This is a genomic window from Marnyiella aurantia (assembly GCF_014041915.1).
Classification (GTDB): Bacteria; Bacteroidota; Bacteroidia; order Flavobacteriales; family Weeksellaceae; genus Marnyiella; species Marnyiella aurantia.
On record NZ_CP059472.1, the window covers coordinates 609,820 to 624,006 of the forward strand.

General features: G+C 45.1%; 13 protein-coding genes. 4 read left to right on the forward strand and 9 right to left on the reverse strand.

What is annotated here, in order from left to right:
- The first annotated feature begins 62 nt into the window (after positions 1-62).
- Positions 63-1,967, forward strand: coding sequence for a TonB-dependent receptor plug domain-containing protein (locus H1R16_RS02835; RefSeq protein ID WP_181885757.1), 1,905 nt, complete (start codon positions 63-65; stop codon positions 1,965-1,967).
- Positions 1,968-2,043: 76 nt separating this feature from the next.
- On the opposite strand, the gene H1R16_RS02840 is transcribed toward H1R16_RS02835, so the two are convergent.
- Both H1R16_RS02840 and H1R16_RS02845 read right to left on the reverse strand, forming a co-directional pair.
- Entirely contained in the window at positions 2,044-2,388 is a 345-nt protein-coding gene (locus H1R16_RS02840) for a phage holin family protein (RefSeq protein WP_181885756.1), read from the reverse strand.
- A gap of 14 nt (positions 2,389-2,402) precedes the next feature.
- On the reverse strand, positions 2,403-2,870 hold the full coding sequence (locus tag H1R16_RS02845; RefSeq protein ID WP_181885755.1) for a DUF2147 domain-containing protein: 468 nt from the start codon (positions 2,868-2,870) through the stop codon (positions 2,403-2,405).
- 150 nt (positions 2,871-3,020) lie between these two features.
- On the opposite strand from H1R16_RS02845, the gene H1R16_RS02850 reads away from it, so the two are divergent.
- Positions 3,021-3,515, forward strand: coding sequence for a VOC family protein (locus tag H1R16_RS02850; protein WP_181885754.1), 495 nt, complete (start codon positions 3,021-3,023; stop codon positions 3,513-3,515).
- A 106-nt stretch (positions 3,516-3,621) separates the two neighbouring features.
- Here H1R16_RS02850 and ychF read toward each other — a convergent pair whose 3' ends face one another.
- The 5 genes from ychF to H1R16_RS02875 all read right to left on the reverse strand — a co-directional run bounded on the left by ychF (position 3,622) and on the right by H1R16_RS02875 (position 7,825).
- Positions 3,622-4,713 (reverse strand): redox-regulated ATPase YchF, encoded by a 1,092-nt coding sequence (gene ychF, locus H1R16_RS02855; protein ID WP_181885753.1) that lies wholly within the window; start codon positions 4,711-4,713, stop codon positions 3,622-3,624.
- 176 nt (positions 4,714-4,889) lie between these two features.
- Positions 4,890-5,252, reverse strand: coding sequence for an RNA recognition motif domain-containing protein (locus H1R16_RS02860; protein WP_181885752.1), 363 nt, complete (start codon positions 5,250-5,252; stop codon positions 4,890-4,892).
- A gap of 159 nt (positions 5,253-5,411) precedes the next feature.
- Positions 5,412-6,329, reverse strand: coding sequence for a ribonuclease Z (locus H1R16_RS02865; protein ID WP_181885751.1), 918 nt, complete (start codon positions 6,327-6,329; stop codon positions 5,412-5,414).
- A gap of 72 nt (positions 6,330-6,401) precedes the next feature.
- On the reverse strand, positions 6,402-6,971 hold the full coding sequence (gene rdgB / locus H1R16_RS02870) for an RdgB/HAM1 family non-canonical purine NTP pyrophosphatase (RefSeq protein WP_181885750.1): 570 nt from the start codon (positions 6,969-6,971) through the stop codon (positions 6,402-6,404).
- Between the two features lie 20 nt (positions 6,972-6,991).
- Entirely contained in the window at positions 6,992-7,825 is an 834-nt protein-coding gene (locus tag H1R16_RS02875; RefSeq protein ID WP_181885749.1) for a CPBP family intramembrane glutamic endopeptidase, read from the reverse strand.
- 124 nt (positions 7,826-7,949) lie between these two features.
- Between H1R16_RS02875 and H1R16_RS02880 the strand changes: the two genes are divergently transcribed.
- Positions 7,950-9,545, forward strand: a complete 1,596-nt coding sequence (locus H1R16_RS02880; protein WP_181885748.1) for a peptide chain release factor 3 — start codon at positions 7,950-7,952, stop codon at positions 9,543-9,545.
- 67 nt (positions 9,546-9,612) lie between these two features.
- Here the strand turns inward: H1R16_RS02880 and H1R16_RS02885 are convergent, their stop codons facing one another.
- Together H1R16_RS02885 and H1R16_RS02890 are read right to left on the reverse strand one after the other, a co-directional pair.
- On the reverse strand, positions 9,613-10,179 hold the full coding sequence (locus H1R16_RS02885) for a YceI family protein (protein WP_181885747.1): 567 nt from the start codon (positions 10,177-10,179) through the stop codon (positions 9,613-9,615).
- Between the two features lie 813 nt (positions 10,180-10,992).
- The gene (locus tag H1R16_RS02890) at positions 10,993-11,706 is read right to left on the reverse strand and encodes a 3-ketoacyl-ACP reductase (RefSeq protein WP_181885746.1); all 714 of its coding nucleotides are present in this window, start codon (positions 11,704-11,706) and stop codon (positions 10,993-10,995) included.
- A gap of 236 nt (positions 11,707-11,942) precedes the next feature.
- Between H1R16_RS02890 and H1R16_RS02895 the strand changes: the two genes are divergently transcribed.
- Positions 11,943-13,982 carry a dipeptidyl-peptidase 3 family protein gene (locus tag H1R16_RS02895; protein WP_181885745.1) on the forward strand — a complete coding sequence of 680 codons (2,040 nt, stop codon included), beginning with the start codon at positions 11,943-11,945 and terminating at the stop codon, positions 13,980-13,982.
- Positions 13,983-14,187 lie beyond the last annotated feature (205 nt).

Genomic DNA, 14,187 nt, shown 5'->3' on the forward strand with positions numbered 1-14,187 from the left:
CCCCCCGGTCGTTTACACTTTATTTTTTCCGGTAGGCATTTACTTTAACTTAAATTTTTTTCATGAAGAAAAGAGTAATTTTTGTTGGAGCCTTGCTTGTCGTCAGTTCGCACGCAATGTCCCAACAACAGGATGTAACCCAGATTGACGAAGTAACCGTTGCTTCCAAGGTGCCGCAGCAGCTTTACAAGACCGGCAAGAATGTGAAACTGCTGACCCAAGAGGACCTGGAGAAATTTCAGGGGCAGAATGTAGCAGAAGTGCTGCAGCAGGTAGCGGGAATCCAGGTCAGCGGAAGTGCAAACAATGCACAGGAACCTAAATTCAGCAAGATCAGAGGCGGAAAATTAGGCAATATCCTTGTTCTGCTGGACGGTGTGCCGCTAAAAGATGTTACCGGTAATGACTACAGTGCCACGGACCTCAGGCTGCTCGCGCTTGAAAATGTGGAGAGCATAGAAGTACTGAGCGGAGCATCATCTGTTCTGTACGGTTCCAATGCAGCCGGTGCCGTAATTAATATCCGCACCCAAAAGAACTCAAAGAAAACTGTGGAAGGTGAAGTTTCGGCCAGAGGCGGTTCCTACGGAACATTTGCCCAAAATGCAGCTGTGCGTGGGAATATCAGCGGTTTTAACTATCAGCTTTCCGGATTCAATGAGAAGTCAGATGGTTTTTCGTCCGCTGAAGGTCCGGGATTTGACAAAGACGGTTTTGAAAAACAAAATGCCTCTGCAACCGTAGGCTACCGGGGTTCGCGCGTAAGTGCAAACATGCAGGCGGGCTGGAACCACCATATTTTCGAGTATGATGCAGGAGCATTTGCGGACGGCATGAGTCGTGGTGATGATAACCAGAAATTCGTTGGTGCCAATGCAGATTTTAAGTATGACAAAGGTCAGCTGGTGGCCAACTTACGGTATACCAACACCGACAGAACGATTCAGGGCTATGCGAATGACGCTTACCGCGACGAATATTTTTACGGTGGCAACAACCTTTTCGCCGAGCTTTTCAATAACTATACAATTTCCGACCGTTTCAGCATCACAGCGGGAGTTCAGCACGAAAGACAGCAACTGGGATCAAGCAGCCTGCCATGGGGAAGTTCTGAAATGCAGGAAGACCTTATTAAAGCGGATACTGAACTTTATAACACTGATATTTTCGCCAAAGCCAGTGTAAATTATATGGACTTCCACGTGGATGCCGGTTCGAGAATGACCAACAATTCCAAATTCGGAAATCATTTTGTGTACAGTGTAAATCCCTATTACCTGAAGGAAAGCGGGAGCATGTATTACAAACTGGGCTACTCATTCGCAACTGCGTTTATTGCACCTACCCTATACCAGACCTACGGTACACTGCCGTATACCACTGCAAATTTTGATCTAAAACCGGAGCGGAACAGCACGCACGAAGTTGATCTGAGTGTTGGAAACAAAGACCGTAGCATGGTTTTTAACGCTACTGCTTTCCTGACTGAGGAGAAAGATGTTTTTGCTTATGTAACGAATCCTGATTTCACAGGTAATTTTGTCAATGTAGACGAAAACCTGATTAAGGGATTTGAATTGGGCTTTGACTACAGAATTACTGATCAGGTTAAACTAGGCGGTAACTACAGTTTTGTTGAAAAGGAAAAAGAGGCAACAAGACTGAGGGTACCAAAGAACCGGGTGAATTCCTATATTGACATTGCACCCTTGGCAGGTACACGTATAGCACTTACGCATCAGTTTGTTTCCAAACGTACCGATTATTATTTCAATGAGAACTTTGAGCGCGTAGATGTTAATCTTGATGCCTATCACCTTTTGAACCTGAATCTAAATCAGAAACTTGGGAAATCCTTCGAAGTTTTCGGGAATATCGGCAATCTGTTTAACACAAGCTACACTGATGTGGTAGGATTTACCACCAAGAGGCGAAACTACACCGCAGGTTTCAGTTACAGGTTCTGATGAGTTACTGACAGGTAAATAAGCGCGGCGCAAAATTTCATTTTTGCGCCGCGCATTTGTTTACTATTTAGTCTGATCAGTCGTCCGAGGAGAAAATACCGCTCACCAGCGAAGTAATCAGGGACAGTGCAATACTGAATATAAAGGCCCACCAGAACCCGTCTATGTGCATACCGTCAATAAAATAGTCGGCGATCAGGATTACAACGGCGTTAATGACCAGTGAAAAAAGTCCGAGCGTGATGATCGTAAGCGGTAGTCCAAGCAGTTTCAGGATGGGTGAAACGATCAGGTTAAGAATGCCCAGTACGATGGCAAAGACAATGGCTGTGGAAAACCCGTCAATGTGTACACCGGAAAGAATTTTAGTCAGGAAAAAGGCAACCACGGCGGTTACTAGTAAATTGATAATAATCCTCATAGTTTACAGTTATTTTATAGTTTCGTAAAGTTAGTAAGATTTGTTCTTTTGAAGGTAAGACTTTTGCCCATCCAGGAAAACTTCCAGAATCCACGCACCTTAAGCAGACCATCTGCGGTGAGGTGGGCGGTGGAATCCCAAAACTTTCCGGAACTGGCATCATAGATCTTTCCTTTCTCCCATATTTGATTCTTTGCATTGTATACAAGGCCCTCCAGGATTTCCATACCTATGATTTTTCTTTTGCGAAGTTCCGGTTTTGGATTTCGGTGATCCAAACGGGTATGCAGCGGAGTGCCGCTTCCCAAATCAGGATCGAACCATAAAATTTTAGCTTTATACTCGCTACCGGATTTAAAAATACCAACAGCGACCGAATGATCTGTTGCCAGCCAGGTGCCCAGAACGCGATCGCCACGGGTCTGTGTATAGAAAAGCGAAAATGAGAACAGGAAGATAAAAGCGTATATTTTTGAAAACATGCTAAACTGTATGCAATCTTTCTGCCATGGCGGTATACTTAAACTGATATTGATGCTGATTCTGTTACTTATCACATCTTAAAACTAAGCATTTTTTTTGAGGGTATTAATTTGCATCCCTTTTGATGTATCAAGTAAACACTACTACTAATGGAAACCAATTACATTATTCCGGACGGCGCCAGAATTGGACATGTGCACCTGAAGGTAGCCGATTTGCAGCGCGCCCTGGCATTCTACAGTGGATTGCTGGGCTTTGAAATTACAACAATGTACGGCGAGCAGGCCGCATTTATATCGGCAGGTGGCTATCACCATCATATCGGTTTAAATACGTGGCACAGCAAAGACATGCCACATGCTCCGCGCGAGGGTGTCGGACTTTATCATACTGCGATTGTCTATCCCGAGCGAAAGGATTTGGCAAAGATATTCAAAAGGTTAAGGACTTCAGGTTATCCGCTCACTGGCGCCAGCGACCATGGTGTTTCTGAGGCGCTGTATCTGGATGACCCCGACGGCAATGGTGTAGAGCTCTACTGGGACCGTGCTCCTGAGTTATGGCCACAAAAAGCCGACGGCTCACTGGAAATGTACACCCGGCCGCTTGACCTGCAGGATTTGCTGTCTGAGTTGGAAATATAATTTTATTCTGAAATCAAAAGTCCGGTGTCCCGCATAGGTTGGATTATGCATAACAAAGCCACCGGAAATATTTCCAGTGGCTTTATTTTTTTGTTTTGAAGAATAATTACACGTTAAAACGGAAGTGCATGATATCGCCGTCCTGAACGATGTATTCTTTGCCTTCAACGCCCATTTTACCGGCTTCCTTTACCTTGGCTTCGGAACCATAGGTTACATAGTCGTTATAATTGATAACCTCGGCGCGGATAAATCCTTTTTCGAAATCCGTATGGATTACGCCGGCGGCCTGCGGTGCTGTCCACCCTTTGCCGATGGTCCAGGCACGGACTTCCTTCACTCCTGCCGTAAAATAGGTCTGCAGCTGAAGAAGGTCATAGGCTTTACGGATCAGTTTATTTACACCCGGTTCGTCCAGACCCATCTCGTCCAGGAACATTTTCCTTTCGTCAAATGTTTCCAGTTCGTTGATATCGGCTTCAATCTGAGCGGCAAGAACAACAACCTCAGCATTTTCACGCTTAGCCATCTCCTCAATCTTCGCAATCCATTCGTTACCGTTCTTAATTGAATTTTCGTCTACATTACAAACGTAGAGTACAGGCTTGTTGGTAAGCAGCTGTACGTCATCAATAATGGCTTTTGTATGGTCATTGGTTTCAAATTCCCGGGCGTTGCGTCCGTCTTCGAGGAATTTCTGCAGGTTTTGCAGTGTTTCATAGTTCAGGACGTCCTCCTTTTTACCGGATTTAATGAATTTCCTGGCTTTATCCACCGCCTTAGCAACCGTTTCCAGGTCCTTCAGCTGAAGTTCGATATCAATGATCTCTTTATCGCGCATCGGATCCACAGAACCTTCTACGTGGATGATGTTTCCGTTTTCAAAGCATCTTAAAACATGGATAATGGCTTCACATTCGCGGATGTTGGCCAGAAACTGGTTTCCAAGACCTTCTCCCTTACTCGCACCTTTTACCAAACCGGCGATATCCACGATCTCCACTACTGCAGGCAGCACACGCTCGGGATTCACTAATTTTTCCAACTCAAAAAGCCTTTCGTCCGGCACAGAAACAGTTCCCAGGTTGGGTTCTATGGTGCAGAATGGATAATTGGCAGACTGTGCTTTGGCGTTGCTTAAGCAGTTAAAAAGAGTTGACTTACCTACATTCGGAAGTCCTACGATACCACATTTCATAAAAGAGGAATTAGAAAATTTCGGTCTGGCCGGAAGCCCGGATTCAACCTTAAAAATAATGTGTGCAAAGATAGGGATATATTGTGAATTGAAAATCGCATTGGCCGGCAATTAATGTACTGTAAAACAAAAAAGTCCGGCAAAGCCGGACTCTATATATCATGTGCGGTATAAAACTACCACTCTCTTCTTCTGTCGTTGTCGCCACCTCTGTTATAACCGCCGCCGCTGTTGCCACCGCCTCTGTTATAACCGCCACCGCCGTTACCGCCGCCGCCAAAACCTCTTGGTCTGTCCTCTTTCGGACGAGCTTCGGATACGTTAAGTACTTTTTGCTTGAATTCCTTTTGGTTAAGTTCCTCGATTGCTTTTAATGCCTCCTCATTGTTTGGCATTTCTACGAAACCAAAGCCTCTGCTTCTACCGGTTTCTCTGTCTGAAATCACTTTTGCAGAATCTACGTCACCATAATTTTCGAATAACGCCTGCAACTCGGACTCAACTACTGAATAGTTAAGATTTGAAATAAAAATGTTCATAATAATATAAATAAAAATGTTGATTAGTTAAGCGGAAACCAACAATGAACAAAGGAACTTTGATTGAATTTCTCTTTAAATAATTTGCTGCAAGATACAATAATATTTTATTTATCAAAATAAAATTATACTTATTAAAAAGTTTGTCCGGCATGCGCTTTAGCCAATTTTTATAGGTTCCAGTGCTTTTGGCAGGTAAGATTCGGAAAAGACGGTTCGTGCTTCATCCGTAAATACCTTCAGGTCTCCATATCGGTTGGAGAAATGTCCCAGGATCAGTTTACCGACGTTAGCCTTCCGCGCAATCCTGGCGGCTTCCAGCGCAGTAGTATGCCCCGTATAGTCGGCCATCTCCTTCAAATCGTGCAGGAAAGTGGACTCATGATAAAGCACGTCTACCCCATCAATTACAGGCACTATGCTTTCCAGATAGCGCGTATCGCTGCAGAAGGCATAGCTCACGGATTTACTGGGTTCCAGGGTCAGTTTTTCATTCTTCAGTATATAACCGTCGCTCAGCGTAAAATCTTTACCCAGTTTCAGATTATGGTAATCGCAAATCTCAATTTCAGGATACTTGGCGATTTCCGCCATATTCAGATGTCGGTCCTTTGGCTTTTCGCGGAAAAGGTAGCCGTTACAGTAAATTCTATGATCCAGTGGGATTGTAAAAACCTCCAGCCGGTTGTCCTCATAGATCTTAACCGAAACCTTACTTTCCAACTCGTGGTATATGATTTCAAAACCTCTGTGCGTTTGCGAGATGCGGAAGATGGTTTCCAGCATCTCCTTTATGCCTTTAGGTCCATAAATGTGGATAGGCGTTTCCCGGCCGAGCAGCCGGAATGAAGATATCAGTCCCGGCAATCCGAAGAAATGGTCACCATGGAGGTGCGAAATAAATATATGGTTGATTTTGGAAAAGCGCGCCTTAGCTTTGCGCAGCTGCACCTGCGTACCCTCACCACAGTCTATGAGGAAATGGCGTTCCTCCATCTCCAGGAACTGCGCAGTTGGTGAAGAATTTACAGTCGGGATTGCAGAATTGTATCCCAAAATGGTCAGAAAGGTACTCAAGGTTAAAGTAATTTAAAACGCGTAAATATATGAAAGATTTATGCCGTGACTGAAGATAGAATTGTCCTAAAGTTACTTCTCCATATCGGCCAAAAAAGCGTCCAGAGCCTGCTTGCGGTGGCTGATCCGGTTTTTGTGTTCCGGTTCCATTTCAGCAAACGTCATTCCGTAACCTTCGGGAACAAAAATCGGATCGTAGCCAAAGCCCTGTCTGCCTTTGTTTTCGGTAAGGAGATTACCGTAAGCGCGGCCTTCGTAATACTGAGCACCTTCCGAGGTGTAATAGCACAAAACGGTCACAAAATAGGCACTTCGGTTGGTATTACCATCCATTTCTTCCAGAACTTTGGCTATATTCTTCGGGAAATCATGGTTAGAGGCATAACGTGCTGAATAGATTCCAGGTCTGCCGTCCAGGGCGTCTACTACCAGACCGGAATCGTCGCCCAAACTTGGGATACCTGTTTTATCGAAACAGTATTTAGCTTTTATAAGCGCGTTCTCATGAAAGGTTTGGCCGTCTTCCACAATCTCATCATGAAGGTCGTAATCTGTAAGGCTTTTTACTTCGAACAGACCCTGCAGGATCTGCTGTATTTCTTCTTTTTTATGCTGATTATGCGTGGCAACGAGTAATTCCATAGGGAGGGTTTTGGTTTAGATTAGTTTAATGCCTGGCTGTACTTTTTGGCAAACAGGTAGTGGAACAGTGCAACTATTAAAATTCCCACGGCCAGTAACAAATATTCTGACACCGCAAAAGCTTCCGAAAAACTTTCAGTATCACTGTAAGTGAGCAGAAGCACCGAAAGCAAATTATTAAAGGCATGCAGCAGTACAGGCATCAGCAGTGATTTCGTCCGGTGGTACACCATTCCGAGCACATAACCCAGCAGAACGGCGCCTATAAACTGCCACGGGTTGGCATGAACAATCCCAAAGACCACAGCGGATATCCAAATTGCCGTCATGGGCTTCATTCCTTTATTGATCAGACCTTTCTGTATGATTCCGCGAAATACAACCTCTTCAAAAACAGGAGCCATGATTACCGCAAGTATCACTAAAGTGACTGTATTCTGCGTCATCTGTTCCATTAGCTCTGTAAAGACTTCATACATGGGTCCAAAAAAAGGACCTGTAACGGGCAGCTGACCGCTCAGGAATTCGGCGATAAGCATCATGCCGAACATTAAAGGAAAGATTAGAGCATAAGTTCTGATGTTCATCGGATCCAGATTAAACCTCAGTGGCCGACCTGTGACCGCGCGGCATTCAAAATAATCAAATGCCCAGATGGCACCCATCCAAAGAACTGCATTGGAAAGAATGAGGTAAAGATCGTTTTGCTGAATGTGAACGCCAAATACAGTTTCCGCAAGAAAAACGCCTACATTCAGGAGGATCACCGGCAGCATTGCGCCCATAATAAGTACTACAGCGCCCCGCCATCCAAAAGTATAGTGAGGTTCAACTTTATCGGTTAATTCGGGCATTGGCAAATGATTTTCGGCAAATATAAGGTTTTGACAATAAGAGCTGAGCCGGATTGATGCCGCGCTAGCTTACAACTTTCACATGTCATTAAAAATCACGATTTTTGCAGCCACAATTTTCTATATGTCAGATTTAATCAAAGAAATACAAAAACGGAAAACCTTCGGTATCATTTCTCATCCGGATGCCGGTAAAACCACGCTGACCGAGAAACTTCTCCTTTTTGGTGGAGCAATACAGGAAGCGGGAGCCGTAAAATCAAATAAGATAAAAAAAGGTGCTACGTCCGACTTTATGGAGATTGAAAGACAGAGAGGAATCTCTGTGGCGACCTCGGTACTGGCATTTAACTACCGTGACCATAAAATCAATATCCTGGATACACCGGGGCATAAGGATTTTGCTGAAGATACCTACCGAACGCTTACAGCCGTAGACTCGGTAATTGTAGTGATCGATGTAGCCAAAGGAGTTGAGGAACAGACCGAAAAGCTGGTACAGGTTTGCCGCATGCGTAATATCCCGATGCTGGTCTTCATCAACAAACTGGACCGCGAAGGTAAGGATGCTTTTGATCTTCTGGATGAAGTTGAGCAGAAACTGGGTTTAACTGTTGTGCCGCTTTCGCTGCCGATTGGTATGGGGTCCGATTTCCAGGGGATTTATAATATCTGGGAAAACAATATCCAGCTCTTCGTTGAAGAAAAGAAACAGCGCGTAGGCGATACCATAAAATTCGATGATATTTCTGACCCTCAAATAGACGAAGTAATCGGTGCAAAAGCCGCTGCTACTTTACGCGAGGAACTGGAACTTATACAGTCCGTCTATCCGGAATTCAACCGCGAGGATTACCTGAACGGGGATTTACAGCCTGTTTTCTTCGGTTCGGCACTGAATAACTTCGGGGTACGTGAACTTCTGGACGCGTTTATCGATATTGCCCCCATGCCCCAGCCCAAGGAAAGTGAAACCCGCATCGTAAAACCTGAAGAAAAAGATTTCACAGGTTTCGTATTTAAGATCCACGCGAATATGGACCCCAAACACCGCGACCGTCTGGCCTTTGTGAAGATTGTTTCGGGTACTTTTAAACGAAATGAAAACTACTTGCTGGTAAGAGAAAACAAGAAGATGAAGTTTTCCTCGCCAAATGCCTTCTTCGCCGATAAAAAAGAAGTTGTGGACGAAAGTTTCCCGGGTGACATCGTAGGACTGCATGATACGGGCAATTTCCGGATCGGTGATACACTCACGAGCGGCGAAAAAATAAGTTTCAAAGGAGTGCCGAGCTTCTCGCCGGAGCACTTCCGTTATATAAATAATGACGATCCGCTAAAAGCCAAGCAACTGGCTAAAGGTATAGACCAGCTTATGGATGAAGGTGTGGCGCAGCTGTTCACTATGGGCATGAACGGACGGAAAATCATCGGAACCGTAGGTGCCCTGCAATATGAAGTAATCCAGTACAGGCTGGAGCACGAATATGGTGCGAAATGTACCTATGAACCGCTTTCCATTCACAAAGCCTGTTGGATAGAAGCTGATGAAAAATCGGAAGAGTTCAAAGAGTTCGCCAGACTGAAGCAGCGATTCCTGGCCCGTGACAAGTATGACCAACCGGTCTTCCTGGCCGACTCGTCATTTACCATCCACATGACTCAGGAAAAATTCCCGAATGTAAAACTGCATTTTGTAAGTGAGTTCAGGGATCATTAATTAAAGACAGATAAAAAAAACAGGCGGCCGCATAAATGGGGCCGCCTGTTTTTGCTTTGCAGAAAAATTATTTCGCTGTAAAATTAATCTGCAGGTCAATATCATCTTTTACCACCACATCCTTCATTGAAGACTGGTAAGCAATGTCCCATTTCTGTCTGTCGATAGAGAATTTATCGGAAGAGAATGTGAGCACTCCCTTATTCATTGCGATCTTTGCCGGAAACGATACCTCATTGGTTTTTCCTTTAGCGTTCAGTGTACCTGTTACGAGATGCGGAAAAGCGGCGTTGCCGGATTTCTTCACACTGCTGATCTTAAATACCGCTGTAGGATATTTATCTGTTTCAAAGAAATCGCCGTTCTTCAGGTGGCCGTTAAGTTTCTGCTGAGTGGTCCCGGTAACATCTGTAGCGTTGATGGAGTTCATGTCCAGCACGAAAGTTCCGCCGGTAATGGCGTTATTCTTCATCTGCACATTTCCCTCTTTCACTTTCAGGTCGCCGTAGTGGGACGAAGATTCGGTTTTAGCCACTTTATAGCCCCACCAGTTGATATCTGAGGTCAGGACTTTTTTGGTCTGAGCAGTAGCTACTGCAGAAAGCATTACGAATGCAAGTGCCAGTTTTTTCATTTTTCTGAATTGTTTATTAAAATTATGGAGCAAAAATACGGTTTCCGGGAGGAATGGCAAAGGGGATGGTTGTGAACGTGTTCGGGATGCGAGGTACGAGGAGCCAAGAAAAAAAGATTTCAGATTTCAAATTCAGACTCGGGACACCAGAAAGATTCAGGGTACTTCCAGAAAAATATTCCGTAAGAATAGTATATGCGCAGGCATGATTGCACGGAAGTGCAGGGCGTACCGTAGGTACGCTATAATTACATAACAATGTAGGGGTGACAAAATTTTTCACCAGACTTACATTACATTCCTTGCGAAGAACGGCCGCAGGGAGCGACGCGGCCAACCCAAAGCAGATTCTGCACGCAGGATTTCAGATCTTAGACTTCTTATGTCAGACCTTAAATCTCAGACTACAGATTTGAGTTTTCAACTTGACGACTTTTACACCTTTGCAAAGCTTTGCGCTCTCCGTGGCCTTCGCGCATCCTCTGTGTCTCTGTGGTTTAATAGAACCAAAATTTCGGATATCAGATTTCAGACATAAGATTTCAGATATCAGATTTCAGACATCAGACATCAGATATCAGACAAGAGGAAGAGGGTTAGAAAGTTAGAAGGTTATGGGGTTACGCGATTACGCGATTACGAAAGTTCCAAAATATAATTTGTGCTCTATGTGCAAAACTATATGCCTTTGTAATTAATGTGCGTAAAAAGTCCAGCTGAATTCAACATTAGAAATTCAACATTAAAAATCTGTCACCAAGGCAGGGATTAAAGTTCAAGTGGGTTAAGCAGCCGTACTCTTATTCCTCAATGTTACGGATTTGTAGAGAAAATAGAGCCGCTGGCAATCATCGCGCGGCGGTTCATTTTCAGGATATCGCGTACCCACTCGGCGAAATCTTCCGGCTGCAGCACTTTATCTGGATTACCGTCTGTAAGTCCGCCCTGGATGGACATATCTGAGGCAATGGTACTTGGCGTGAGGGTGATGACACGGATGTTTTCTTTGCGCCATTCCGCCATCATGGATTGGGAAAGCGATATCACTGCGGCTTTGGATGCGGCATATGCCGACATGTTCGGGCCGCCTTTGAGTCCGGCGGTTGAAGCTACGTTTACAATGTCGCCCGCACCAGCCTCTTTCATATAAGGATATACGGCTTTTGCCGCGTAATACACTCCGAACAGATTGGTTTTGATCACCTGCTCCCAGGTTTCAGTGGACATGTCATTCAGTTTCCCAAAATCGCCTATACCGGCATTATTCACCAAAATATCGATACCACCAAGTTCGCGGGCCAGGGTTTCGATACCCTCTTTTACCTGCGCTTCGTCATCGACGCTGAACACAGCGTAGGTTGCTTTTACACCCAGAGCCTTCAACTCAGCGGCTACTGTTTTCAGGTTTTCTTCATTACGGCCGGTCAGGCCTATATTAACGCCTTCATTGGCCAGCGCTGTGGCAACTGCCTTACCCAGTCCTCGTCCGCCACCTGTAATCACAGCATTTTTACCTTTTAAATTCATAATAAAGTATTTTGCACAAATTTACGGATTCAACGCCGGTTAAAAAAAAGTCTCCTCCTGAATCCTGTCAGCGGCGCGATGTCATTTAATCCTGAAAGACCGATTTCGATAATTCAGCGCACTATGTTGGATATTACTGCCTAAATATTCTGATAATTCTCAAAGCTGTCAGACGGAACGGTACCGACCGTCCGACTGAGTCAACTGAAATAAATATCTTTGTTAAAATAATCAATATGAACAGAACCAAAATAACGCTGCTCGCACTGGCTGCTACGCTGGTATTATCCTGCACGGCACAACAGAATGCCGCCGCTGAAAGCGCACCTCAGGAACAGAGCACCCCAAAGGGACAGAACAGCATTGACCGTTTTGCAGACATTGAAGTTTTGCGGTACGACGTGCCAAGCTGGAATGATCTGACTTTAAAAGAAAAAGAATACGTGTACTACCTGAGCCAGGCCGGTTACGCAGGCCGCGATATCATCTGGGACCAGAACTATAAAAACAACCTGACCATCCGCCGGGCCCTGGAAAAGGTTTATCAGAATTACAAGGGCGACAAAACCACACAGGACTGGCAGAACTTTGAGATTTATCTTAAACGCATCTGGTTCGCGAACGGTATTCACCACCACTACTCCAACGACAAGATGAAGCCGGCATTTTCCCGCGTCTATCTGGATCAACTTTTAAAAGAGACCAATACTACGCTGAATACAGCCGTGGCTGATGTACTCTTTAATGATAAAGACAGCAAAAAAGTGAACCTGGACCTCAGCAAAGGACTATTGGAAGGTTCAGCCGTTAATTTCTACGGTGACGGCATCAGCGCTGATGAAGCAGACCGCTTTTACTCCAATATGAAAAGCAAGGATCCGCAACGGCCGCTTTCAACAGGACTCAACTCCAAACTCGTTAAAGAAAACGGTAAGCTGACCGAGAAGGTGTGGAAAAGCGGCGGCATGTACGGCGCGGCCATCGACCAGATCACGGGCTGGCTTGAAAAAGCAAAAGGCGCGGCTGAAAACCAGAAGCAGGCAAATGCATTAGACCTGCTCATTAAATATTACAAAAGCGGCGACCTTAAAACCTGGGACGATTACAACGTAGCCTGGGTGGATGCCACTGAAGGGAACATTGACTATATCAACGGTTTCATCGAAGTGTACAGCGACCCCATGGGGCACAAAGGCTCTTATGAAAGCGTGGTACAGATAAAGGATTTCGACATGTCCAAAAAGATGGAAGTCCTTTCAAAGCAGGCGCAGTGGTTTGAAGACAACTCTCCGCTCATGCCACAACATAAGAAGAAAAATGTGGTAGGCGTCAGCTATAAGACGGTAATTGTAGCCTCGGAATCCGGTGATGCATCACCAAGCACGGCCATCGGTGTGAACCTTCCGAATGCGGACTGGATCCGCGCTGAACACGGTTCAAAATCCGTTTCACTCGGAAATATCATCGACGCGTATGATAAAGCAGCCGGTTCCGGACGTCTTAAGGAATTCGTGAATGATGACGAAGAACTGCGCCTCGCACAGAAGTATGGCGAACTTTCCAGCAAACTGCACACTGCCCTTCACGAGGTAGTGGGCCACGCTTCAGGTCAGCTCAATCCGGGTGTGGGAACGCCTAAAGAGACGCTGAAAAGCTACGCATCAACACTGGAAGAAGGCCGTGCTGACCTTGTAGGACTCTACTTCCTTTACAATCCAAAACTTCAGGAACTCGGACTCACGGATGACTGGAAAGGCGTGGGCAAAGCTTCTTATGACAATTATATCCGCAACGGGCTTATGATGCAACTGGTACGTCTGGAACCGGGAGCTGACATTGAAGAATCGCATATGCGGAACCGCCAGTGGGTGAGCGCATGGGTTTATGAAAAGGGGAAAAATGACAATGTGATTGAAAAAATTACACGAAACGGCAAGACCTATTTCAATATTACCGACTACGATAAACTGCACGATCTGTTCGGCCAGTTGCTGCGTGAGACACAGCGCATTAAATCGGAAGGCGATTACAATGCCGCCCAGAAGCTTGTTGAAAATTACGGTGTTAAAGTAGATCAGACCATCCACAAAGAAGTGCTGGCGCGCAACGCGCAGTATAAGGAGGCGCCGTACCGCGGTTTTGTGAATCCTTATATTACACCGGTTAAAAACAGCGCCGGCAATGTAACTGATTATGTGTTGCAATATCCGGAAACCTTTGCGGAGCAGATGCTGCGCTATTCTAAAGAGTACAGTTTCCTGCCGGACCAGAATTAAAAATGCGGAGGCTGAGGCCACCTTTTGAAATCCGGGAGTCCGGCAAATTATAACCGCAAACTTACCAAACCGTTTCATCCCGTGATGAAGCGGTTTTTTGCTTCTGAAATGATCTTACCAACTATAAAGGGTGTGGCAACATATTCGAAGGGTACATAATTTGAAGGTTTCTACTCGATTTTATCATCATTTCACCCTTCTACCT